Here is a 22,759-nt window from a genome sequence, read left to right as displayed (position 1 = left end):
CAGGGCGGGAATGCTCCCTCAGACCGGCCCGTGCAGCTGCGACAGCACCTGCTGCGCGAGCCGCTGCAGGAGTTCCGTGAGCCTCGCTTCGGCCGGTCCCTCCGGTTCCGCGCGCGCTTGCGCCCACAGCTGGCGTAGCGCGGCGGATTCTTCCGCGACGGCCTCTTCGGCCAACGACGCCCAGCGCTGCGTGTCCGCGGCGCCGCGGCGCTCGTGCGCCACGGCCAGGTAGCGCACCAGCGCCGATTGCACCAGCGCCAGCATCATCTCGTCCCCGAGCGCCACGCTCGTGCGGCCCGGTTCCGTGCGCCGGTTCTTCAACACCGCGCCGACCAGGCCGGCACCGCCGCCAACAAGCGCGCCGATGGCGGCGGCCGCGCCGAGCGTGAGGCCGCCCGTCATCAGGTCCACGGCCGCACCCATCGCGGCGCCGCTGGCCGCGCCCGCGAGCCCTGCCTGCGGCTCGTGGACCGCCTGCTGCACGTCGAACCGCTGTGGCAGCACCGGCTGCCAGCCGGTGGCGGGCAGCACGCCATCGAGCGAATGCAGCGACAGCAGCCGCGCATCGTTGGCCGCCTGGCGCTCGCGCAGCCTCGTCACGATGGCCGCCGCTGCGAGCTGCTGCGCGCCCTGCTGCGCCTCGCGCTCGCCACGCACGACCAGCTGGCGCACGCCGACCGGTTCGGCCGCGAGCTGGTGCGCCTCGCGCGCGGCCTGCAGCAGTTCGGTGGCGAGAACGCGCATCGATTCGCTCAAGCGCAGCTGCGCGCGCTGCTGCCACGCATCGCGCAGGCGCTCCATGCCCGGCGCCTTGTACGGCGGCAGCTGGCGCGCGATGGCCGCCTGCAGGCGCTGGTCCTCGCGCCAGGTGGGCAGCGACGAGACCGGCAGCACTTCGCCGGTCAGGCCCGCGCGGCGCATGGTGGCGGAGGCTTCGCCCTCGGCGCCCTGCCCCAGCAGCCACAGCACGGGCAGGCCGGGCTCGCGGCAGGCGGCCAGCGCCGGTTCGGCCAGAGGCAGGTCGGCGGCCAGCAGCACGACATCGGCGGCGGGCGAGCGCCGCTCGGCGAACTCGCTGCGCGGCGCGAGCAGGCGGGCCCAGAAGGAGGGTTTGGTGGCCGGTGCAGTCGCACCGCCGGCGATCGTCGTGTGCACGCCGCATTGCAGCGCGTCGCCGCGGGGCGTCGACAGCACCGTCCAGATTTCGCGCGGATCTTCGGGCGGCGGCACGCCACCCGCTTGCCGCAGGGCCTGTTCGATGGCCGCCAGCTCGCCGCGGCCCGCGTGCACGAGCAACAGGCCGACCCGGGCCGGGCGCACGCGGCCCAGCACGGGCTGGAAGGAGGGATCGCCGAGGTCGAGCGTGAGCGCGCGGGCCAGCCGGCGTTCGCGCCACCACGCGAACGCGGCGAGCAGCAGCCGCGGCACGACCACGACCAACCCGAGCAGGGCCAGGTAGAGGAACACCCAGCGCCGCGCCTCCTCGCGCCCGACGCCCTCGCCGGTGCCAAAGTGCAGGCGCGCCAGTTCGTCCATGCTGAACGGCTGCAGCGGCGTGAGCGCCACCACCGGCGCGAACAGCGCGCTCAGGAAGGCGTGCACCTGCGGCAGGTCCAGCAGCGTGCTCTCCCATCCGATGCGGTATTCGCGCACCAGCCCGCCCAGCACGATGGAGAGCGCCACACCGACGCCCCAGGCCGCCGCCGAGACGTGCAGGATGCGGCGCCACCGGTGCCCTTCCAGCGCGCCGGCGGCCTGCCACCAGGCCTGCTGGAAATGTCCGGCCACCTGACCGCGCAGCCCCGTCGCTGCGCGTCCGCCGAGGCTGCGCGCGCGGCGCGCCCACGAAAGCCGCAGGCGCGAGTCCGCTGATGGAGGGCGCACTGCGAAGACGAACAGCAGGAGATAAACCGCCAGGTTCCAGAACAGGAAAGCGAGCAGCGGCGGCGACAGCAGATTGACCTGCTTGGGATTGTCGATGCGCTCGACCAGCGCGCCGGCGACGAGGGCGAGCAGCGGCAGTCCCCAGGCGACCCAGGTCTGCCACGCGGGCGGATGCTGCAAGGCCGCCAACGCGGGCTGCCGGTGCGACAACAGGCCCAGCAGCCGGTCGGCCCGGGCGAGCAGGTAGGCCTTGGCATCGAGTGGCTCGCCGCGCGCCGGGTCGCCGGTGGCCGCCAGCGAATCGCGCTCGACCTGCTCCCGCTCGAGCCGGCCGACCAGCCTGCCTTCGGGATCGCCTGCCTCCAGCGCCTGCGCCAGCACCAGGCGGCGCGCCTGCGCCTCGGTGGCGTCGATCAGTTCGGTGGAAGCGGCAGGGTCGTGCAAGCCTTCGATTCTAGGAAGGCATGGACGGGCACCGGGGCCGCACGGCGCCTAGTGCTTGCCTTTTTCTTCGGCGAGGCGCCGGGCCTCGCGCATCACCACCACGCTGGGCTGCTTTTCGAACGGCGTGGGCGGCAGGCCGATCAGCGCCTGCAGGTAGGCATGGGCCCGGTTCATGTCGGCGCCGATCATGGCCAGCGCGACCTCGTGGTCCGGCTGTGTCTGCGCGATCTCCAGGTAGGCTGCGCGAAATCTCGCGTAATCGGCTTCGGCCCGCGCCACGCGGCGCTGCACGGCCTGCATGTTGGCGTACTCTTCACGGGTGTAGCGCATGAAATCCATGCTAGGCAGCACGCGCGGGCGCAGGTGCAACGCCGTTGAAACATCACGCCACCGACTGCAACCGTGAAGGTCATCACGCCTCTTCGCGCGTTCCGGATGTCCGCCCGCACGCGGAACGGCCCCGTTCCTACAGCCGCGCCTGCCGGCGCGGAACGCTCGCGGCGGCGGCCGCCGATACCACCGCGATCGCTCCGCGAGCTACCTTCGATCCCACATCGAAGGAGTACAGCGATGTCGGAAGACAAGGGTCGTCACGCGGCGGAAGAAGATCTCATCAGCCTCGAACACGAGTGGGAACGCCGCAACTGGTCGCAATGGCTCGGATGCAGCGAGCAGGAGCTGCAGCATGCCGTGGAATCGATCGGGGCCGATCCGGATAACGTGCGGCGCTTCCTGCGGCAGGCTCGTTGAATCCGGCAGCCTCGCTGAGATCCGGCGAGCGTTGGCCTGTCAGCCCTGCGCGCAGCGCTGGCCGCTGCGGGCCAGCACCGCTTCCAGCGCCGGCAGTTCCACCGGCTTGGTGAGGTGCGCATCGAAACCGGCATCGGCGGTGCGGCGGCGATCGCCTTCGGCGCCCCATCCGGTGAGGGCTGCGATGAACACGTCGTCGAAACGAAGGTCCTGGCGCAGCGTGCGGGCGACCTCGTAGCCGTCCATCACGGGAAGGCCCAGGTCGAGCAGCACCACCTGTGGGCGGAAAGCGGCGGCCTGCTGGATGGCCTGCTCGCCATCCGCGGCGCCGGCCACTTCATGGCCGAGCATCTCGAGCAGTGCCACCAGGGTTTCCAGGCCGTCCGGGTTGTCCTCCACGACCAGCACGCGGCGGGGGGCGCTGCCGTCGGCCGTGCCCATTGCAGGGGGAGGAGTAAGAGCGAGGGAATCGAAGTTATTGCGCATGGGAAACGGCGGGGATGATGCCACGCGGGCAAGCTCTACAGCACTCCGGAAACACGTAAAGACGGCCTTGCTAGAGCCATCGCCCCAACGCGGATCGTTTGCATGCCAACACTATCACGGCAGTGTGCGGGAGCGGGCAAGAAAAAGGGCCGCTCGCTGCGGCCCTTTGTCTTGAAGCGGAGCCGCTCAGGCGGCCGGCTGCAGGCCCACCTTGGAGTTGAAGGTGTAGCAGGCGGCCTCGAAGCTGCGGATCTCGTGCAGGGCTTCGCGCAGGCTCATCTCGCCGGCGTCCATCAGCTTGCCGGCCAGGTGCTCGGTCAGCGGCTTCATGCGCGCCAGGGCGGTCTTGGTCTCGCCGTACAGGCGCTCGCTCTGGGCTTCCATGATCGAGCGCGTCTCCTCGTCCAGCGACTTGCTGCCGTGGCCGTCGTTGGCCAGCGCGCCGAAGTTCAGCCGCGTCTTGCGGTACATGCCCATCTCGCCCACGGCGTGGTGCAGCAGCTTGGTGACACGGGTAATGTCGTTGTGCGCGCCGTTGGTGGTGCCTTCCTCGCCGAAGAACAGCTCCTCGTTGGCCATGCCGCCCAGCAGCACGCGAACGTCGTGCTCGATGTCGGACTTGGTCTTGAGCAGGTTGGCGCCCTGCTTGTGGAACACGAAGCCCAGCGCGTTGTTGCGCGGGTTGGCCTTGAGCGAGATCTTGATGGTCTTCATCTCGGCCAGGATCGCGTCCCAGTTGCCGCCGGCCTTCTTGCGCTCGTGCTCGAAGTCGACCAGGAAGTGGCCCCATTCGTGGATCGCGATGATGCGGCGGTCGCGCTCGCGCTCCTTCGTGGTGTTGGTGTTGACGTTGCCCACCAGCACCCGCTCGGCCGCCTGCATCAGCGTGTCGGCGCCGATCATGATGCCGGCCTGCACGGCCGTGATGCCCGCCTGGTTGACGATGGTCTCGAGGTCGGCCGGGCTGCGGCCTTCGGTGATCTCCACCAGGTGGCGCAGGTCCATCTCCGGCAGCACCTTGTCGGCGCGCTGCGAGAGGTAGTGCTGGATGATCGCCAGCCGCTCCTCGCGGTTGGGCAGGCGGAAGTCCACCTTCATCTGGAAGCGGCGCAGCATGGCTTCGTCCATCTGCATCTGCTCGCTGTTGAAGTTGGAGGCCACGATCCAGATGATCTCGGCGTCGTTCTTGGTGCGCACGCCGTCCAGCACCGCCAGCAGCATGTTCTGCGTGTCGTCGTCGAACTTGCGGTGGCCGCCGCGCTTCATGAACAGGTCCTGCGCCTCGTCCAGGAACACGATGCAGCGCTTGCGGCGCTTGGCCATCGCCACGATGCGGCTCAGGGTATTGGCGCCGCCGCCCACGTAGCCCGTCTCCAGGTTCACGGCCGAGTGGAACAGGATCGGCAGGTTCAGCTCCTTGGCCAGGTAGCTGGCGAGCTTGGTCTTGCCGGTGCCCGCGGGGCCGCTGAACATCACGTTGAACGGCTTGTTGATGCCGTACTCGGCGTACTCCGCACGGCGGCTGTACTGGTCCTTGATCTGGGCGACTTCGGACTTGATGTCATCCATGCCCACCAGGTCCAGGAGCGATCCGTTGACCTGGGAAGGCTCGATGAACTTGAGCGACTTGAACTGGCCCCGCAGCTGGAAGGCCAGGAAGCCCAGCAGGCCCAGGGTGAGCGCGGCCGACAGCACGCCGGAGACGCCGGCCTTCCACGCGTCCTTCTCGGACTGCGGACGGGCGTTGGCGAAGCCCTGGTCCAGGCGGTCCAGGATCTGCAGGCTGGACGCGTTCAGGTCCGAGCGCGGCACGAACGAGAGCTTGCCGCTCCACGGGGCCGACACCGCCTTGTCCGCGAAGATCTTGGTTTCCATGTCCGACGGGTAGTAGGCGTACTGCTTGCCACCCGAGGAGACGAGCACGAAGCGCTCGGAGACGTTCCACATCAGCGGCTTGTAGATCACGGTGATGCGGTCCACCTGGTTGTTCTGCAGGAAGCCCAGCACCGAGCCGGTGCCGAAGACGACGGGCTGCGTTTCGTCGAAGGCGGCGATGCCATCGGCGCTGGCCATGGCGCGCACCTGCTCGGCCACGGCGGCCTGCTTTTGCCACAGCACGAACGAATAGACGCCGGTGGCCGGGATCATCAGCGCGACGGCGATGACCAGGAACTTGACGGCGGAGCTCTGGATGACGAACCAGTCGGAAAACCGCGAAGCGGCCTTCTTGATCGACAGCCAGAGGCCGCCGTTGGGTTGCTCGTCCTTGCCGAACTCGTGGGTGGGGCTGGAACCGACGGATAAATCAGACATGCAGGTCCTCTCTTGTCAGTGGAATCCTACAGACGGCCGCCTTTTCGCGCGAGCGAAAGGGACATGTAAAGCCGATCTCGAGGGGTCCTCGTGATGTTGTTCACGCGAGCGGTTGAGCACGAACTGGACAGTATCGGCGGGCCATCGTAGGCACCGCGGTTACGGCAGAGTTCGGCGGGGCGAATGCGCGCGCGGATTGCTCCGGAAGCCCGGCAGGAGGAACCGGACGGTGCGATCCGGCTCCAAGCAGGTGGCCGGGTTTTTTTTCAAGTTTCTTCCCCCGGCTGCTTCAGTCCCCCCTCCGCAAGGAGCGGGGGACTTTTTATTGAGACCGTGCTCCGCTCGCGGCCTGTTACAGGCGGTAGGCGGCGTCCTACCTTGTAACAGCGCCTGCTCCCAACCGCCGCGGTTGCCGCCCTCCCTAGCATCGCGTTTCGCCGTCGAACATGCGCGGCGTTGCACAGGGAGGATCGCATGTCACAGGCCGGTTTGTTGTCCAGCTTCGCCCCCGGCCAGGCGCTGGACACCCTGCGTCAGCCGCTACGCCAGCTGTTCAACGCGCCTAAGGTGCGCCGCACCGGGCAAGGACGAATCTACGAAGGCGACGGCCAGCCGGTCATCGTCTTTCCCCGCCAGGGCACGGGCCCCGAAAGCACGGCGCCGCTGCGCCGCACGCTCGAAGAGGCGGGCTTCCGCCCTTTCGACTGGGGCCACGGCCGTGATGAGGGCCCGCGCGGCATGGGCCTGCCGCGCTGGCTTCGCAAGCTCGAGGAATGCGTGATCGACGCGTTCGAGGTGACGCAGGCGCCCGTCACGCTCATCGGCTGGGGCCTTTCGGGCATCTACGCCCGCGAACTCGCCAAGCGGGCCAATCCGCTGGTGCGGCAGGTGATCACGCTGGGCTCGCCCTTCAACACGGCGGCCGATCCGCACCGCCGCTGCAAGGTCGTGGCCCTGCTGGACGCGGGGCCCGAGCGCATGCCGCTGTGCATGCGCAATTCGCTGCGCCAGCAGCCGCCGGTGCCCTGCACCGCGATCTACAGCAAGGACGACGGCGTCGTGCGATGGGAGCAATGCGTCGAACGCGAGTCGCACGAAACCGAGAACATCGAGCTGCCCGGCGTGCGTCACGAGGAGCTGCCGGCCCATCCGCGCGCGCTGGAGGTGATCACGCACCGGCTGGCCCAGCCCAAGGACGAGTGGCGGCCGTTCGAGGCGACGGCCCGGCTGTTGTCCTGATTTCTTGACAGCGTCAAGCAATTGATTGACGATGGGCCGTGGCCCCGTCGTCCGTCTCGGCCGCGCATGTCAAGGCGGTGCGCGGCTTCAACCGCTTCTACACCCAGCGCATCGGCGTGCTGGACCCCTACCTGGGCAGCGACTTCTCGCTGACCGAGGTGCGCGTGCTCTACGAGCTGGCGCACCGTGACCAGCCGACCGCCAGCGAACTCGGGCGCGACCTGTCGCTGGACCCCGGCTACCTCAGCCGCATCCTGCGCCGCTTCGAGCACAAGGGTTGGCTGGAGCGGGTGCCCTCCCCCGCCGATGCGCGCCAGAGCCTGCTGCGCCTGACGCGTTCCGGCCGCGAAGCCTTCGAGCCGCTGCAGCAGCGTTCGCGCGACGAAGCCTCCGCCTTGCTGCAGCCACTGCCGCCCGGCCAGCGCGAGCGCGTCATCGCCGCGATGCAGACCGTGCAGCGGCTCCTGGCGCCCGACGAGGCGCGCACCCGCACGGTGCAGCTGCGCGACCCGCGCCCGGGCGACCTGGGCTGGGTGGTGATGCAACACGGCGAGATCTACGCCCGCGAGTACGGTTACAGCGACGAGTTCGAAGCGCTGGTGGCGGAAGTCGCTTCGGGCTACCTGAAGAACTTCGACCCGCACTGGGAGAAGGGCTGGATTGCCGAACTCGACGGCGAGCGGGTCGGCTCCGTCTTCGTGGTGCGCAAGTCGGCGACCGTCGCGCAACTGCGTTTGCTGATCCTCTCCCCGCATGCGCGCGGCCTCGGCCTCGGCGGGCGGCTGGTCGACGAATGCATCGCGTTCGCCAGGGCCAAGGGCTACCGCAAGATGGTGCTCTGGACCAACGGGCAACTCGATGCGGCCCGCGCCATCTATTCGTCGCGCGGCTTCACGCTCGAGGAGAGCGAGCCGCTCGAGGCTTACGGAAAAAAGCTGGTGAGCGAATCCTGGTCGCTCGACCTGCGCTGACTGCATGAACCTGGCGTTGTGGGCGGCCGCCGCGACCGGCGTGCAGGTCGGCGCGGCCATCGTCGCATCGCGCTTCGCCGTGGCGGAGGTGCCGCCGCTCACGCTGGCGATGCTGCGCTACGCCCTCGGCTTCGCCTGCCTGCTGCCGTTCGCCTGGCGGGTGCTGGCCGCGATGCCCCGCTCGGCTGCGCGAGCACCGGCCAGGGACCTGCTCGCCATGGCGGCGCTGGGCATCGGCCAGTTCGGCGTGCTGATCGCGCTGCTCAACTTCGGATTGCAGCGCGTCCCGGCGGCGCAGGCGGCGCTGATCTTCAGCCTGTTCCCGCTGCTCACGCTGGCGCTGGCGACAGCGCTCGGGCGCGAGAAGCCGACCGCGAGCCTGGCCGTTGGCGTGCTGCTGTCCATCGCCGGCGTGGCTTGCACGCTGGTGCCGAAGCTGGAAGCGCGGCACGCAGGCGGCTGGTGGGGCGAGATGGCGGTCCTCGGCGCGGCCGCGACCGGCGCGTTGTGCAGCGTGCTGTACCGGCCGTACCTGCAGCGCTATCCCGTGGTGCCGGTGTCCGCGTTCGCCATGCTCGCGTCCGTGGTCGCGCTGGCGCTGCTCGCATTGCCCGAGGCGTGGCCTGCGAGGCTGGGCGGATTCGGCGCGGGCGCGTGGTGGGCGATCGGCTTCATCGGCGTGTCCAGCGGCATCGGCTACTTCTGGTGGTTGTACGCGCTCAAGCACCTGCCGCCGACGCGCGTCACGGTGTTCCTCGCGCTCAATCCGGTGACGGCGGCGCTCCTGGGCTGGGGGCTGCTTGGCGAACGTCCGCAGGCCTGGACCTGGTTCGCGCTGCTGCTGATCGGAACCGGGCTGTGGCTCGCCACCCGCCGCGCCGATAATCCGCGGCCATGACCTCCCCGCCCGCGCCGCCCGCCGGCGAGACGCGCCGGCCGCAGCCGGAATCGCTCACCGACCTCTTCTTGTCCCTCACCTTCCTGGCCTTGCAGGGATTCGGCGGCGTGCTGGCCGTGGTGCAGCGCGAGCTGGTGGAACGCAAGCGCTGGATGACGCGCGAGGAGTTCGTCGAGGAATGGGCCGTCGCGCAGATCATGCCGGGGCCGAACGTGGTCAACCTCGCACTGATGATCGGCAGCCGCTACTTCGGCCTGCGCGGCGCGATCGTCGCGCTGGCGGGCATGCTGGCCGCGCCTCTGGTGGTCGTGCTCGCGCTGGCGCTGCTGCACGCTCGCTTCGCGGACCACCCGCAACTCGCCGGCGCCTTGCGCGGCATGGGTGCCGTGGCGGCCGGACTGATCACGGCCACGGGCCTGAAGCTGGTGCCGGCGCTGCGCAAGCACCCGCTGGGCACGCCGGGCTGCTTTGCGCTGGGCGCCGCGAGCTTCATCGGCATCGCGCTCCTTCGCTGGCCTCTCCTGTGGGTGCTGCTCGGACTGGGCAGCGTCGGCTGCTGGCTCACCTGGCGGCGGCTCGGGTCGCTGGAAGGAGCGCCGCGATGACCGGCGCCGACTGGGTCGACCTCTTCACGCACTACCTGGTGCTCTCGCTGCTGTCCGTGGGCGGCGCGATCACCACCGCGCCCGACATGCACCGCTACCTGGTGCAGGAGCGGCAGTGGATGACCGATCCGCAGTTCAGCGCGTCGGTGGCGATCGCGCAGGCCGCGCCCGGACCCAACGTGCTGTTCGTCGCACTCATGGGCTGGAACGTGGGGCTGAACGCCGGCAGCTTCTTCCTCGCGTCGCTCGGGCTGGTGGTCACCATGGTCGGCATCCTGCTGCCCAGCTGCACCCTCACCTACCTGGCTTCGCAATGGGGCCACCGAAATCGCGAGCTGCGCGGCGTGCGCGCGTTCAAGCAGGGCATGGCGCCCATCGTGATCGCGCTGCTGATCGCGACAGGCTGGGTGCTGGCCACGGGGGCCCAGCCGAAATTGCGCGATGCGCCGCTGTGGGCCGTGGCCTTCGTGGCCGCGATCATCGTCTGGCGCACACGCATCCACCTGCTCTGGCTGCTGGGCGCGGGTGCGGTGCTGGGGTGGTTCGGGCTCGTCTAGGCGGCGGGTTCGAGCAGCTGCGGCAACAGCTTGGCCGCGGTCCCGCACAGCACCACGTGCGCGGCATCGTCCAGGTCGCTCGGTTCGGGATTGAGCACCACCATGCGCGCATGGGCGGCCGCGGTGCGCGCAAGACCGGCGGCAGGGTAGACGACGCCGCTGGTGCCCACCACCAACATCAGGTCGCAGGTACCGGCAGCGTCTTCCGCGGCGGCGAGCACGTCCATCGGCAGCATCTCGCCGAACCAGACCACGGCCGGCCGGCGCAGGTTGCCGCACGCGCCGCATCGCGGTGGGCGGCCTTCGACCGGCGGCTGCGAATCGCAGCAGCGGCGGGGCGAATCCAGCCACTTGTCCTCGGCGATGCTGCCGTGCAGGGCCAGCACGCCGGGGCTGCCCGCCTTCTGGTGCAGGCCGTCGACGTTCTGCGTGATGAGCGTGAGGCGCCCCGGATGCGACTGCGCGAACCGCGCCAGCGCCACATGGCCGGCATTCGGCTTGACACCCGCCATGCGCTCGCGCCGCATCGCGTACCAGTCCCACACGTGCGCAGGGCGGCGCCGGAACGCTTCTTCGGTGGCGAGGTCCTCGGGAGGGAACTTCGCCCACAACCCGGTCTGCGCGTCGCGGAACGTCGGCACGCCCGACTCGGCGCTCATGCCCGCGCCGGTGAGCACGGCGATGCGGCGCGCCGCCGCGATCCAGCCGCGCACCTGCTCAACGCTCATGTCGCTGCCTGAGAGCCTCGTACAGGCAGATGCCGCTGGCCACGGAGACGTTCAGGCTCTCCACTGCGCCGCGCATCGGAATCGACACCAGTTCGTCGCAGGTCTTGCGCGTGAGCTGGCGCATGCCGGGTCCTTCGGCGCCGAGCACCAGCGCCACCGGCGCTTTGAGGTCCGCCTGCCAGACCGTGCGCGGCGCGTCGTCGCTGGCTCCGATGCACCAGATGCTGCGCTCCTTCAGCTCGCCGAGCGTGCGCGCGAGGTTGGTCACCATGAAGTACGGCACCGTTTCGGCGGCGCCGCTGGCCACCTTGGCGACGGTGGCGTTCAGGCCGACCGCGTGGTCCTTGGGCGCGATGACCGCATGCGCGCCCGCGCCGTCGGCGACGCGCAGGCAGGCGCCCAGGTTGTGCGGGTCGGTGACGCCGTCCAGCACCAGCAGCAGGGGCGGTCCCTGGACTTGGTCGAGCAGGTCGTCCAGTGATTTGGCCGCGGGCAGCGGCTCCACTCTGGCAGCCACACCCTGGTGGCCGTGGCTGCCGGCCAGCTTGGCGATGCGCAGCGCGTCGGCCTCGATCAGGCGAACGCCCGCCTCGCGCGCGCGATCGAGGAACTGCCGCATGCGAGCGTCGCGCCGCGCCGCCTCGTAATAGACCTCGATCACGGACTGCGGCGCGGTCTTCAGGCGCACGCCGACCGCATGGAAACCGAACAGGACCTTGGCGGATGACATGACGGCGATTATCTCGGCGAGGGGAAAACAGCCGTACGCGGAAAGCGCAGAAAGGACGCAGAAAACGCTGGGAAAAATCTCAAAGAATTCTTCCGCGCTTTCTGCGTCCTTTCCGTGGTTTCTGCGTACCGGTTTTCCTTCAGCCCTCGGCCAACCGCCCGGCCTCGATGGTGATGCGCCGCTCGCAGCGCTGCGCGATGCCCTGGTCGTGCGTGACCAGCACGAGCGTCGTTCCGAGCTCTCGGTTGAGCTCGAACATCAGGTCCATCACCCGCTCGCCGGTGGCGAAGTCCAGGCTCCCGGTCGGTTCGTCGGCCAGCAGCACGGCCGGCTCGACGACGAAGGCGCGGGCCAGCGCCACGCGTTGCTGCTCGCCACCCGAAAGCACCTTGGGGTAGTGGCCCAGGCGCTCGGCCAGGCCCACGCGGTCGAGCATCGCGCCGGCAGCCTTGCGGGCATCGCGCCGGCCGGCCAGTTCGAGCGGCAGCATCACGTTCTCCAGCGCCGTGAGGTTGCCCAGGAGCTGGAAACTCTGGAACACGAAGCCCACCTTGCGCGCTCGCAGCGCCGCGCGGTCGTCCTCGTCCAGCGCGAACAGGTCCTCGCCGGCCAGGCGCACGGTGCCCTGGGTGGGCGTATCCAGCCCGGCGACGATGGACAGCAGCGTGCTCTTGCCGGAGCCCGAGGCCCCGACGATGGCGGCGGTCTCCCGCTCCGCGAGCGTGAAATCGATATCGCGCAGAATGTCGAGCGTGCCCGTCGAATCGGTGACCGACTTGTGGACGTGTTCGACGGCGATGATGGGTTCGGGCATGGAGAAGGTTCAGTCTTGAGGCGCAGGCACTTTATCGCGGCTGGGTTAGCTGCCGCTTATGCGGGGACCGCTTTCGCGGCGCCCGCCACCGTCCTGGTGGTGGGCGATTCGCTCAGCGCCGAGTATGGCCTCAAGCGCGGCAGCGGCTGGGTGTCCTTGATGGAACGCAAGCTCGCCGACGACAAGGTCGACGCCCGCGTGGTCAATGCCAGCATCAGCGGCGACACCACCTCGGGCGGGCGCTCGCGGCTGGCGCCGCTGCTGGCGCAGCACAAGCCGACGCACGTGGTCATCGAGCTGGGCGGCAACGACGCCCTGCGAGGGCTGCCGCTGGAGATGACGCAGGCCAATCTCGCGTCCATGGTGCAGGCCGCACAGAAGGCCGGCGCCCGCGTGCTGCTGGTGGGCATCCAGCTGCCGCCCAACTACGGCGCGGACTACGGCAACCGGTTCGCGGCGATCTACGAGAAAGTGGCGCGCGAGCACCAGGCGGCCGTGGTGCCTTTCCTGCTCAAGGGCGTTGCCGACATCGAGGACGCGCCGCGGTTCTTCCAGTCCGACCGCATCCATCCCAACGAGCAGGCCCAGGAGCGCATGCTGGCCAATGTCTGGCCCGAGCTGCGCAAGCTGCTCAGGTGAGCGTGCAGACCCTGGCGGCGGCGCAGGCCGTTGGGCGCCTGGCCGAGTTCGACACCATCGTCGATGCGCGCAGCGAGGCCGAGTTCGCCGAGGACCACCTGCCCGGCGCCGTCAACTGGCCTTCGCTGAACAACGACGAGCGTGCGCTCGTCGGCACGATCTACAAGCAGGTCAGCCCTTTCGAGGCGCGCAAGCGCGGGGCGGCGCTGGTGGCCGCCAACGTCGCGCGGCACATCGAGAGCGAGGTGCTCGACAAGCCCAAGGACTGGCAGCCGCTGGTGTACTGCTGGCGCGGCGGCAAGCGCAGCGGGGCGCTGTCGCTGGTGCTGGACCAGATCGGCTTCCGGGTCACGTTGATCGAGGGCGGCTACAAGGCTTTCCGCAGCGCGGTACTGGCGCAGGTGCCTGAGCTTGCCCAGCGGTTGTCGTATCGCGTGGTGTGCGGGCCGACCGGCTCCGGCAAGACCCGGCTGCTGCATGCGCTGGCCGCGGCCGGCGCGCAGGTGCTGGACCTCGAAGGCCTGGCGCACCACCGCAGCTCGGTGCTGGGGTTCATCCCCGGCGAACCGCAGCCCAGCCAGAAGGCTTTCGACACCCGCGTCTGGGACGCGCTGCGCCGCTTCGATCCGCAGCGGCCGGTGTACGTGGAGAGCGAGAGCCGCAAGGTCGGCAATGTCGCCGTGCCCGAGGCCCTGATCGACGCCATGCGCGCCAGCCCGTGCCTGCGCATCGACCTGCCCGACGACGAGCGCGTGGCGCTGCTGATGGAGGACTACGCCTTCTTCGTCCACGATCCGCAGCTGTTCTGCGGCCGGCTTGCGGCCCTGAGCCAGCTGCGTGGCAAGGCCACGGTCGAGCGCTGGCAGGCGCTGGTGAAGAAGGGGGAGGTGGAAACTGTGGTGCGTGAGCTGCTGCAGGCCCACTACGACCCGGGCTATGCGTCGTCGACGCAGCGCAACTTCGTTCGGTTTGCGGATGCGCGGGCCTGCGTGCTGCCCGACCGCAGCGCGGCCAGCATGGAGCGTCTGGCGCGGGAGATCGTCGAGGCGGGCGGCTGAGTGCTCAGCCTTGCGGGGGCTGCTGGCTGGGTTCGGCGGGCGCGTCGCCCTGCCCTTCGTCGCCGGCCGTCGTGTCGCCCGCCGGCCCGCCGACCCCGGCCTTCCGGTCGGCCTTGGCCCTGAGCTTTTCTTCCTTCTTGCGCTTCTTGGCCAATTCCTTCTGTCGCTTCTCGTATCCGTAATTGGGTGTGGCCACAGCTCGTCCGTTCGTAAGAGGATGGGACCAATGTACGCCAAAAATCTGGGGCGGCAACACGGCAGCTGCCCCGCCTGCCTCAGCCGAGCGCGGCCAGCGCCTGTTCGACGTCCGCCTGCAGGTCCGCCGGGTGTTCGAGCCCGACCGAGAAGCGCACCAGCACGCCGCGATGCGGCCACTTCGCGACCTCGGCGCTGCGCATGGACGGGACGTCGTAAGGCACCACCAGGCTCATCGGGCCGCCCCATGAATAGCCGAGCTTGAAGAGCTTCAGCGCATCGCAGAACGCGTCGACCTGGGTGGACGCGTAGCGGTCGTGGAAGACCACCGAGAACAGGCCCGCGGCGAGGCCGTCGTCGCCGCACAGCGAACGCCAGTGCTCGTGGCCGGGCGAGCCCTCGAGCGCGGGATGCAGGACCTGCGCGACTTCGGGTCGGCCTTGCATCCAGCGGGCGAGCGAGCGGGCGGAGGCATCGTGCGCGCGATAGCGCACCGGCAGGCTCGGGAGCGAGCGCATCACCCCTTCGACGTCGTTCGCGCCGATGCCGAAACCGATCCGCATGTGCGTGAGCTTGATGCGCACGTGCAGCGCCTCGTCGCGCGTGGCGATGCTGCCCATGAGCACGTCGCCGCCTCCGCTGGGGTACTTGGTCAGCGCCTGCACCACGATGTCGGCGCCGCTGCCGGCCCCGAAGCGTTCGCCGTGCCTCAGGTCGAAGCCGTTGAAGGCCAGGCCCGCACCCCACGTGTTGTCGAGGACGGTCGTAATGCCGCGCTGCCGGCACACGTGCGCCAGGTGCGCGAGCGGCGGGAACTCCATCGTCACGGAGCCCGGCGCCTCCAGCCAGACCAGCTTCGTCCGCGGGCCGAGACGCCGCTCCAGGTCCGCCGGGTTCATCGGGTCATAGCGCTGGTGCGTGATCCCCCATTGCCGCAGCTCGCCTTCGGCCAGCGCCTTCAACGGGCCATAGGCGTTGTCGGGGATGAGGACCTCATCGCCCGTTGCCAGCAGCGCGAAGTTCACGCATGCGATCGCCGCCAGGCCGCTGGGCACCAGCAGGCACTGCTTCGCGCCTTCGAGCGTGGCGATGCGCTCCTCGAGCTGGAAGGTCGTGGGCGTGCCGTGCAGGCCGTAGGTGTAGCCGGTCTTGTGCTTCCAGTCGCGGGCGCGCAGCGCCGCGACGTTGGGGAAGATGACCGTCGAGGCCTTGTAGACCCCGGGCTGCGGCGCGGAAAAGCCCGCCGGCGGTGTGTAGGGGTGGTGGATGAGATCGGTCGGACGCGAGGGCATGCCGCGATGGTAGCGGCGGCCTCAGCGACTCAGATCTTCCACTTCTCCAGCAGCTTCTCGGGGCCCATTGCGTCGTAGCCCTCGAACGGCTGGTGGATCCAGGGGTTGGTGGGCAGGAATTCCACCGAGTAGTCCGGCGTGAACGTGGACAGGCCCTTGGTCCAGATCACTGCGCTGCGCAGCTCGGTGATGGGCTTGTAGCTGTTCCGCAGCAGGTCCACCACCTTGTGCAGCGTGTGGCCGGAGTCGGCCAGGTCGTCGACCAGCAGCACCCGCCCCGCGATCTCGCCCTTGGGCGTGGTGATGTAGCGCGCGATGTCCAGGTGTCCCTGGATGGTGCCGGCTTCGGCGCGGTAGGAGCTGGTGGACATGATGGCCAGCGGCTTGTCGAAGATGCGCGAGAGGATGTCCCCCGGCCGCATGCCGCCGCGCGCCAGGCAGAGGATCGTGTCGAACTTCCAGCCCGACTGGTACACCTTGATCGCGAGCTTCTCGATCAGGTTGTGGTACTCGTCGTAGCTCACGTACAGGTGCTTGCCGTCTTCCGTCAACATCTCGTTCTACTCCTAGGCCAGGTACGGATGCCGCATCATGATCGTGTGGTCGCGGTCCGGGCTGGTCGAGATGATATCGATGGGCACGCCGGTCACCTGTTCGATGCGCTGCAGGTAAAGGCGCGCGTTGACTGGCAGCTTGTTGTAGTCGGTGACGCCGACGGTGCTCTGCGTCCAGCCGTCCATCTTTTCGTAGATCGGCTTGCAGCGCGCGATCTCGTCGGCGCCCAGCGGCAGGATGTCGGTGTGCTCGCCATCGAGCTCGTAGCCGGTGCACAGCAGCAGCTCCTTGATGCCGTCCAGCACGTCGAGCTTGGTGATGCAAAGCCCCGACAGGCCGTTGACCTGCGCGCTGCGCTTCAGGAGCGCCGCGTCGAACCAGCCGCAGCGCCGCGAGCGGCCCGTGGTGACGCCCTTCTCGGCGCCCACGGTGGACAGGTGATGGCCGACGGTGCCCGGCGTCTCCCAATCCAGCTCCGTCGGGAACGGGCCGCCGCCGACGCGCGTGCAGTAGGCCTTCGTAATGCCCAGGATGTAATGCAGCATGCCTGGCCCGACGCCCGCGCCCGCCGAAGCGTTGCCGGCCACGCAGTTGCTCGACGTCACGTAGGGATAGGTGCCGTGGTCCACGTCCAGCAGCGTGCCCTGCGCGCCCTCGAACAGCAGGTTGTCGCCGTGGCGGTTGGCCTCGTTCAGCTCGCGCGAGACGTCGGCCATCATCGGCCGCAGCTGCTCGCCGTGCTTCAGCGCCTCGTCCAGCACCTGCTGGTAGTCCACCGCGGGCGCATGCAGGAAGGTGGTGAGCACATGGTTGTGCAGCTCCAGCAGCACCTTGAGCTTCTCGGCGAAGCGCTGCGGGTGCTTGAGGTCCTGCACGCGCAGCGCACGGCGCGCGATCTTGTCCTCGTATGCCGGGCCGATCCCGCGCCCGGTGGTGCCGATCTTCTCGGTGCCGCCCTTTTCGCGCAGGGTCTCGCGCGCCACGTCCAGCGCGGAGTGGAACGGCAGGATCAGCGGGCAGGCCTCGCTGATGCGAAGGCGCGAGCGCACCTCCACGCCGGCCCTCTCCAGCCCCTCGATCTCCTCGAACAGCTTGCCGGGCGACAGCACGACGCCATTGCCGATGTAGCAGCGCACGCCCGGCCGCATGATGCCGCTGGGGATCAGGTGCAGCGCGGTCTTGACGCCGTTGATCACCAGCGTGTGGCCGGCGTTGTGGCCGCCCTGGAAGCGCACCACGCCCTGGGCCATCTCGGTCAACCAGTCGACCAGCTTGCCCTTGCCTTCGTCGCCCCACTGCGTGCCCACGACGACCACATTGCGACCCGTTGTCTTGTTCATGACGGAGAAAACCCGGAAAGGAAAAAATCAGAGGGGGCGCACGGCCCATTGGCCGTGCTGGGCGACCAGCTCGCGGTCGCAGTGGAACTCGTCCACTTCACTTTCGTGGCCCGGCAGGACGCAGACCACGGTCTCGCCCTCGGCGCGCAGGCGCGCGATCGCGGCGCGCAGCTGGGGCTGCTCGCCCCAGGGCGCGCGGATGGCGGCCTTCAGTGGCCGCTTGGCCACCACGCCGACGAGCTCCTTGACGTCGAGCGAGAAGCCGGCGGCCGGCCGGTTGCGGCCGAACACGGCGCCGACTTCGTCGTAGCGGCCGCCGCGCACCAGCGCGTCGCTCGCGCCCGGCGTGTAGATGCCGAAGCGGATGCCGCTGTAGTACGCATAGCCGCGCAGGTCGGCCAGGTCGTACGTGATCGCAGCGCCCTCGAGGTGGCGGCCGATCCAGGCCAGCTGGTCCAGCGCCTGCGCGATCGCGGGCGACGGCGGCAGCACGCGGCGCGCCTCGGCCAGAACCGTCTCGTCGCCATAGAGCGTGACCAGGGCGGCAAGCCCTTCACGCGAAGCGGCCGGGAAGTCGCGCGTGAGCCGGGCGAGCGAGGAAGCGTCCTTCGCCGCGAGGGCCGCGTGCACGTCACGCAGCGCCTGCGCTTCCACCGGCACGCCGGCGAACAGCGAACGCACGATGCGGGCATCGGCGAGGTCCACCGTGAGCCAGGCCACTTGCGTCGCCTTCAAGCAATCGAGCGCGAGCAACAGGACTTCGAGGTCCGCTTCCAGGCCCGCATGGCCGTAGATCTCGGCGCCGAACTGCAGCGGCTCCCTCGTGGCATGGGGCCGGTCGGGGCGGGTGTGCAGCACCGGTCCGCAGTAGCACAGGCGGGCGACGCCGGAGCGGTTCAGGAGGTGGGCGTCGATGCGGGCCACCTGCGGCGTGGTGTCGGCGCGCAGGCCCATCATGCGGCCGGACAGCTGGTCCACCAGCTTGAACGTCTGCAGGTCCAGCGCTTCGCCGGTGCCGGTGAGGAGCGACTCCAGGTGCTCCAGCAGCGGCGGCATCACGAGCTCGCAGCCGTAGCCGCGCGCCGTGTCGAGCAGCTGCCGCCGCAGTTCCTCGATGTGCCGGGCCTCGGACGGCAGGACATCGGCGATGTGATCCGGCAGGACCCAGGCGGACATGAGGAAGTGATGGGCTGTTAAAAGCGGGATTTTACCGGGCGTGCCTCGGCTGCCGAGCTGGACTCGGCGCACCGCACAGAGGCGGCTCAGCCGAACACGAGCAGCAGCAGCAATCCCAGCCCCACGCTGCACAACCCGAAGAACCTCAGCTGCCCGTCCTTCAGTTCGAGCAGCTTGCGAAAGGTGCTGCGCCAGCCGCGCGGGGACAGCAGCGGGAACAGGCCCTCGAGCACCAGGACCAGGGCGAGGGCCGCCCAGAGGGTATCGCTGTCCAACTCAGCGACGCTGAGCCGGTGCCGCGGGGGCCGAGCCGCCGCCGGCGCCGGCGCCGCTGCCGGGGCCCCGGAAGGCGCGGAAGAACTCCGACCCGTTCGGGTCGACCACGAGCAGGTCGCCGCGCTTGTTGAAGGTGGCGCGGTAGGCCTCGAGGCTGCGATAGAACTGCGCGAACTGCGGATCGCGTCCGAAGGCGTCGCCGTAGACCGAGGCGGCCTGGGCATCGCCCTCACCCTTGATCTTCTGCGCGTCCCGGTAGGCGTTGGCGATGATCACCTCGCGCTGGCGGTCGGCGTCGGCGCGGATCTTCTCGCTCTCGGCGGCGCCGGTGGAGCGCAGTTCGTTCGCCACGCGGCGCCGCTCGGCCTCCATCCGGCGATAGACCGACTCGGTGATCGCTTCGCTGTAGTCGACCCGCGTCACGCGCACGTCGATCACATCGATGCCCCAGGGCTGCGAGCCCTTGACCTGTTCCAGCACCTCCGCCTTCACGTCGGCCATCAGCTGCTCGCGCTGCGTCGACAGCAGGTCGCGCACCGTGCGCTTGTTGACCTCCTGGTTGAAGGCGCTGCGCACGACGTTGGAGAGCCGGTTGGCGCCGGTGGCCTCGTCCAGGCCGACGGTGCGGATGTACAGGGTGGGATCGGTGATGCGCCAGCGCACGTACCAGTCGATCACCACCGGCTGCTTCTCCGCCGTGAGCACCGGCGTGGTGTCGTTGCTGTCCAGGTTGAGCAGGCGCTTGTCGATGTAGCTGACGTTCTGGAAAGGCGGCGGCAGCTTGAAGTTCAGACCGGGTTCCGTGATCACTTCGCGGATCTGGCCGAGTGCGTACACCACGCCGAACTGGCGCTGGTCGACGACGAAGAGCATGGAGCTGAGCAGGGCCAGAGCCACGAGGGCGGCGGCGCCGATAAAGCCGATTCGGTTCATTGCGTGGTGCTCCCGTCAGCGCGACTCGCGTTCGCGGCCGCGGGCGTTGGTGTCCCGGTTGCGGACATCGGAGGAAGGACCGGCGGGCCCGCCGCTGGTGCCGGCGGCCGGCGCGCCGCCGGTGCCGGCATCGGGCACGACCGCGGCGCCGCCCTGCGACACCTGCTGCATGATGCGATCGAGCGGCAGGTACAGCAGGTTGGAGCCCTGGCGCGAATCGATCATCACCTTGGTGACGTTGGCGTAGATCTGCTGCATCGTCTCCAGGTACATGCGGTCCCGCGTCACCTGGGGCGCCTTCTGGTATTCGGTCAGCACCGAGCGGAAGCGCTGCGCATCGCCCTGGGCCTGCGCGACCACGCGGGACTTGTAGCCCTCCGCTTCTTCCCGCAGGCGCGCTGCGGAACCGGCGGCGCGCGGGATCACATCGTTGGCGTAGGCCGCGCCTTCGTTCTTCAGCCGCTCGCGCTCCTGGGCTGCCTTGTTGACGTCGTCGAACGCGGCCTGCACCTGCTCGGGCGCGCGCACCCCGCCCTGCTGCAGGTTGATGACGACGACGTCGATCCCGACGCGGTAGCGATCCAGCACGTTCTGCATCACCGTACGCACGCGCGGCGCGATCTGCTCGCGCTCCTCACCCAGCGCCGCGTTCATCTGCATCTTGCCGACCACTTCGCGCACGGCGGTCTCGGCGACCTGCACGACGGTTTCCGCGGGGTTCTTGCTCTCGAACAGGTAGGCTCGCGCGTCCTTCAGCCGGTACTGCACGGAGAACTTGATGTCCAGGATGTTCTCGTCCTGGGTCAGCATCGCCGACTCCTTCAGGCCCGTCGCCTTGATCACGGTGTCGCGGCCGATGTCGACCGAGCGGATCTGCGTGACGTAGACGACCTCGTGCCGCTGGATCGGGTACGGCAGGCGCCAGTTGAAGCCCGCGCCCACCGTAGCCTTGTAGCGGCCGAATTGCGTGATCACGGCCTGCTGGCCTTCCTGCACGATGAAGAAGCCGGTCCCCAGCCAGATCAGCAGCAGCACCGCCGCGATGAGGCCGATGCCCACGCCGGCGCTCTTCATGTCGGGCTGGAAGCCGTTGTTGTTGTTGTTGTCAGGCCGGCGGCCGCGGCCGCCGCCGAACAGGCCGCCCAGGCGACGGTTGAAGTCGCGCCAGAGTTCGTCCAGGTCGGGCGGGCCCTGGTTGGGGCCGCGCTCCGGTCGCTGCGGATCGGGACGGTTGTCCTTGCCGTCGTCCCCGCCCCGTCCCCACCGGGGATCGTTCAGGTTGAACATGCCTCTGAGGCGCGACCCGATGCCGGGCAGGGGAAGCTTCATTCGAAGTGTTTCTGTTCGTTGTCTGGCCGGATTGTGCCCAATCAGGCGGCGGCGTCGTGCAATTCAGGACCTTGCGGGAGGGATTGGGGGCGGGCCGCGTCGGCGGCGCGGCCGGCCAGCTCCTGCCGCAGGGCGGGCAGGCCGTCCGCGGTGCGGCTGCTGACGAACAGGCGGCGCACCGGCGTTCCCTCGAGCTCGAAGACATCGCTGCGCAGGCGCGGGCGCTGCGAAGGCTCCAGCGCATCGACCTTGTTGAAGACCAGGAGCTGCGGCACCTGGTCGGCGCCGATCTCGTGCAGCACGCGCTGCACTTCCTCGATCTGCTCGCGGTGGTTCGGGTTGGCCGCGTCGACCACGTGCAGCAGCAGGTCGGCATCGGTTGCTTCCTGCAGCGTGGCCTGGAACGCGTCGATCAGTCCGTGCGGCAGGTCGCGGATGAACCCGACCGTGTCGGACAGCGACACCGACCGGCCGCCGGAGCCGCCTTCGACGTCATCGAGGTACAGGCGCCGCGTGGTGGTGTCCAGCGTGGCGAACAGCTGGTCGGCCGCATACGCGCGGGCTTTCACCAGCGCATTGAACAGCGTCGACTTGCCGGCATTGGTGTACCCCACCAGCGAGATGTTGTAGGCCCCCTGGCGCTCGCGCTGGCGGCGCTGCGTGTGGCGCTGTCGCTTGACCTTCTCGAGGCGGTCGCGCGTGCGCTTGATGGCGTCGCCGATCATCCGGCGGTCCAGCTCGATCTGCGTTTCGCCCGGGCCGCCGCGCGCGCCGATGCCGCCGCGCTGGCGCTCCAGGTGCGACCAGCGGCGGACCAGCCGGGTGCTCAGGTACTGCAGGCGCGCCAGTTCGACCTGCAGCTTGCCTTCGTGGCTGCGGGCGCGCTGGGCGAAGATCTCCAGGATCAGCAGCGTGCGGTCGTTGACCGGCAGGCCCAGGTGGCGTTCGAGGTTGCGCTGCTGGCCGGGGCTGAGGGCCTGGTCGAACAGCACTTCGGCAGCGCCGGTCTCTTCGGCCAGCGCCTTGATCTCGTCGGCCTTGCCGCGGCCGACGAACAGCGCCGCGTCGGGCGCCTTGCGCTTGGCGGTCAATCGCGCCACAGGCTCCAGGCCGGCGGTGCGGGCCAGTTCACCGAGTTCCAGGAGTTCGGAATCGAAATGGGGAAGGCCAAGGTCCACCCCGACGAGGATCGTGGGGGCGGCGGGGCTTGCTTGGGAATCTGACAAAACGGGGATCCGGGGGTATCAGGGATGGACACGCCCGGCGGGGAGCGCACGCCACCGCGTGCTCGCGGTCAGCTGGCGGCGGCTTCGTTGGTTTCGGCCGTGGAGAAGTTCACGGCGCGGCCGGGGACGATGGTGGAGATCGCGTGCTTGTAGACCATCTGCGTCACGGTGTTGCGCAGGAGGACGACGTACTGGTCGAAAGATTCGATCTGCCCCTGCAGCTTGATCCCGTTGACCAGGTAGATCGACACCGGCACGTGCTCGCGTCGCAGCGTGTTCAGGAACGGGTCTTGAAGTAGCTGCCCTTTGTTGCTCACGATA

25 protein-coding genes are annotated in these 22,759 nt (G+C 69.3%); 8 read left to right on the top strand and 17 right to left on the bottom strand.

The annotated features are described in order from the left end of the window. Positions 1–18: 18 nt before the first annotated feature. Both EZ313_RS20170 and EZ313_RS20165 read right to left on the bottom strand, forming a co-directional pair. Positions 19–2,328: a DUF3482 domain-containing protein gene (locus tag EZ313_RS20170; RefSeq protein ID WP_135265103.1), complete on the bottom strand. Its 2,310-nt coding sequence runs from the start codon at positions 2,326–2,328 to the stop codon at positions 19–21. A 48-nt stretch (positions 2,329–2,376) separates the two neighbouring features. Beyond that, positions 2,377–2,658 carry a hypothetical protein gene (locus EZ313_RS20165; protein WP_055896204.1) on the bottom strand — a complete coding sequence of 94 codons (282 nt, stop codon included), beginning with the start codon at positions 2,656–2,658 and terminating at the stop codon, positions 2,377–2,379. A gap of 240 nt (positions 2,659–2,898) precedes the next feature. Here EZ313_RS20165 and EZ313_RS23375 point away from each other — a divergent pair, with 240 nt between their 5' ends. Beyond that, on the top strand, positions 2,899–3,078 hold the full coding sequence (locus EZ313_RS23375) for a DUF3606 domain-containing protein (RefSeq protein WP_167772677.1): 180 nt from the start codon (positions 2,899–2,901) through the stop codon (positions 3,076–3,078). A gap of 39 nt (positions 3,079–3,117) precedes the next feature. On the opposite strand, the gene EZ313_RS20155 is transcribed toward EZ313_RS23375, so the two are convergent. Further along, positions 3,118–3,519 carry a response regulator gene (locus EZ313_RS20155; protein ID WP_167772676.1) on the bottom strand — a complete coding sequence of 134 codons (402 nt, stop codon included), beginning with the start codon at positions 3,517–3,519 and terminating at the stop codon, positions 3,118–3,120. Positions 3,520–3,750: 231 nt separating this feature from the next. Further along, the gene (locus tag EZ313_RS20150; protein ID WP_135265100.1) at positions 3,751–5,877 is read right to left on the bottom strand and encodes an AAA family ATPase; all 2,127 of its coding nucleotides are present in this window, start codon (positions 5,875–5,877) and stop codon (positions 3,751–3,753) included. 474 nt (positions 5,878–6,351) lie between these two features. Here EZ313_RS20150 and EZ313_RS20145 point away from each other — a divergent pair, with 474 nt between their 5' ends. Genes EZ313_RS20145 through EZ313_RS20125 form a run of 5 tightly spaced genes read left to right on the top strand, consistent with a single transcriptional unit; the run spans position 6,352 to position 10,147 of the window. Continuing rightward, on the top strand, positions 6,352–7,116 hold the full coding sequence (locus EZ313_RS20145; protein ID WP_135265099.1) for an alpha/beta hydrolase: 765 nt from the start codon (positions 6,352–6,354) through the stop codon (positions 7,114–7,116). A 38-nt stretch (positions 7,117–7,154) separates the two neighbouring features. After that, entirely contained in the window at positions 7,155–8,087 is a 933-nt protein-coding gene (locus EZ313_RS20140) for a bifunctional helix-turn-helix transcriptional regulator/GNAT family N-acetyltransferase (RefSeq protein WP_135265098.1), read from the top strand. Between the two features lie 4 nt (positions 8,088–8,091). Then, positions 8,092–8,985, top strand: a complete 894-nt coding sequence (locus tag EZ313_RS20135) for a DMT family transporter (protein WP_135265097.1) — start codon at positions 8,092–8,094, stop codon at positions 8,983–8,985. Continuing rightward, positions 8,982–9,590, top strand: coding sequence for a chromate transporter (locus EZ313_RS20130; RefSeq protein ID WP_135265096.1), 609 nt, complete (start codon positions 8,982–8,984; stop codon positions 9,588–9,590). Before EZ313_RS20135 ends, EZ313_RS20130 begins: the two co-directional genes overlap by 4 nt. After that, positions 9,587–10,147, top strand: a complete 561-nt coding sequence (locus EZ313_RS20125) for a chromate transporter (RefSeq protein WP_135265095.1) — start codon at positions 9,587–9,589, stop codon at positions 10,145–10,147. The genes EZ313_RS20130 and EZ313_RS20125 overlap by 4 nt, the downstream gene beginning before the upstream one ends. Here EZ313_RS20125 and EZ313_RS20120 read toward each other — a convergent pair. From EZ313_RS20120 to EZ313_RS20110, 3 genes are all read right to left on the bottom strand, one after another. Further along, positions 10,144–10,875 (bottom strand): SIR2 family NAD-dependent protein deacylase, encoded by a 732-nt coding sequence (locus EZ313_RS20120; RefSeq protein ID WP_135265094.1) that lies wholly within the window; start codon positions 10,873–10,875, stop codon positions 10,144–10,146. The two genes, EZ313_RS20125 and EZ313_RS20120, sit on opposite strands and share 4 nt — an antisense overlap. Continuing rightward, complete coding sequence (gene rlmB, locus EZ313_RS20115; protein WP_135265093.1) at positions 10,865–11,605, bottom strand: 23S rRNA (guanosine(2251)-2'-O)-methyltransferase RlmB; 741 nt, start codon at positions 11,603–11,605, stop codon at positions 10,865–10,867. The genes EZ313_RS20120 and rlmB overlap by 11 nt, the downstream gene beginning before the upstream one ends. Positions 11,606–11,744: 139 nt before the next feature. Further along, the gene (locus EZ313_RS20110; protein WP_135265092.1) at positions 11,745–12,419 is read right to left on the bottom strand and encodes an ABC transporter ATP-binding protein; all 675 of its coding nucleotides are present in this window, start codon (positions 12,417–12,419) and stop codon (positions 11,745–11,747) included. 15 nt (positions 12,420–12,434) lie between these two features. Between EZ313_RS20110 and EZ313_RS20105 the strand changes: the two genes are divergently transcribed. Next, positions 12,435–13,058, top strand: coding sequence for an arylesterase (locus EZ313_RS20105; protein WP_135265091.1), 624 nt, complete (start codon positions 12,435–12,437; stop codon positions 13,056–13,058). Beyond that, on the top strand, positions 13,055–14,116 hold the full coding sequence (gene mnmH / locus EZ313_RS20100; RefSeq protein WP_135265090.1) for a tRNA 2-selenouridine(34) synthase MnmH: 1,062 nt from the start codon (positions 13,055–13,057) through the stop codon (positions 14,114–14,116). The genes EZ313_RS20105 and mnmH overlap by 4 nt, the downstream gene beginning before the upstream one ends. A gap of 4 nt (positions 14,117–14,120) precedes the next feature. Here mnmH and EZ313_RS20095 read toward each other — a convergent pair whose 3' ends face one another. From EZ313_RS20095 to hfq, 10 genes are all read right to left on the bottom strand, one after another. Beyond that, positions 14,121–14,312 (bottom strand): hypothetical protein, encoded by a 192-nt coding sequence (locus tag EZ313_RS20095; protein ID WP_135265089.1) that lies wholly within the window; start codon positions 14,310–14,312, stop codon positions 14,121–14,123. A gap of 79 nt (positions 14,313–14,391) precedes the next feature. Next, entirely contained in the window at positions 14,392–15,603 is a 1,212-nt protein-coding gene (locus EZ313_RS20090; protein WP_135265088.1) for an aminotransferase class I/II-fold pyridoxal phosphate-dependent enzyme, read from the bottom strand. A 29-nt stretch (positions 15,604–15,632) separates the two neighbouring features. After that, positions 15,633–16,157 carry a phosphoribosyltransferase gene (locus tag EZ313_RS20085; protein ID WP_135265087.1) on the bottom strand — a complete coding sequence of 175 codons (525 nt, stop codon included), beginning with the start codon at positions 16,155–16,157 and terminating at the stop codon, positions 15,633–15,635. A gap of 12 nt (positions 16,158–16,169) precedes the next feature. Beyond that, positions 16,170–17,498, bottom strand: coding sequence for an adenylosuccinate synthase (locus EZ313_RS20080; RefSeq protein ID WP_135265086.1), 1,329 nt, complete (start codon positions 17,496–17,498; stop codon positions 16,170–16,172). Between the two features lie 27 nt (positions 17,499–17,525). Then, complete coding sequence (locus EZ313_RS20075; protein ID WP_135265085.1) at positions 17,526–18,674, bottom strand: ATP phosphoribosyltransferase regulatory subunit; 1,149 nt, start codon at positions 18,672–18,674, stop codon at positions 17,526–17,528. Positions 18,675–18,760: 86 nt separating this feature from the next. Further along, positions 18,761–18,949 (bottom strand): DUF2065 domain-containing protein, encoded by a 189-nt coding sequence (locus EZ313_RS20070; RefSeq protein WP_135265084.1) that lies wholly within the window; start codon positions 18,947–18,949, stop codon positions 18,761–18,763. 1 nt (position 18,950) lies between these two features. Then, the gene (gene hflC, locus EZ313_RS20065) at positions 18,951–19,883 is read right to left on the bottom strand and encodes a protease modulator HflC (protein ID WP_135265083.1); all 933 of its coding nucleotides are present in this window, start codon (positions 19,881–19,883) and stop codon (positions 18,951–18,953) included. A 15-nt stretch (positions 19,884–19,898) separates the two neighbouring features. Further along, entirely contained in the window at positions 19,899–21,212 is a 1,314-nt protein-coding gene (gene hflK / locus EZ313_RS20060; RefSeq protein ID WP_240788720.1) for an FtsH protease activity modulator HflK, read from the bottom strand. A 41-nt stretch (positions 21,213–21,253) separates the two neighbouring features. Further along, positions 21,254–22,438 carry a GTPase HflX gene (gene hflX / locus EZ313_RS20055; protein WP_135265082.1) on the bottom strand — a complete coding sequence of 395 codons (1,185 nt, stop codon included), beginning with the start codon at positions 22,436–22,438 and terminating at the stop codon, positions 21,254–21,256. A gap of 68 nt (positions 22,439–22,506) precedes the next feature. Then, positions 22,507–22,755 (bottom strand): RNA chaperone Hfq, encoded by a 249-nt coding sequence (gene hfq, locus EZ313_RS20050; RefSeq protein WP_135265081.1) that lies wholly within the window; start codon positions 22,753–22,755, stop codon positions 22,507–22,509. Between the last annotated feature and the right edge of the window lie 4 nt (positions 22,756–22,759).

Source organism: Ramlibacter henchirensis (assembly GCF_004682015.1).
GTDB lineage: Bacteria > Pseudomonadota > Gammaproteobacteria > Burkholderiales > Burkholderiaceae_C > Ramlibacter > Ramlibacter henchirensis.
The sequence above is the reverse complement of the archived record's forward strand: the minus strand, read 5'-3'. Positions and strand labels throughout refer to the sequence as shown.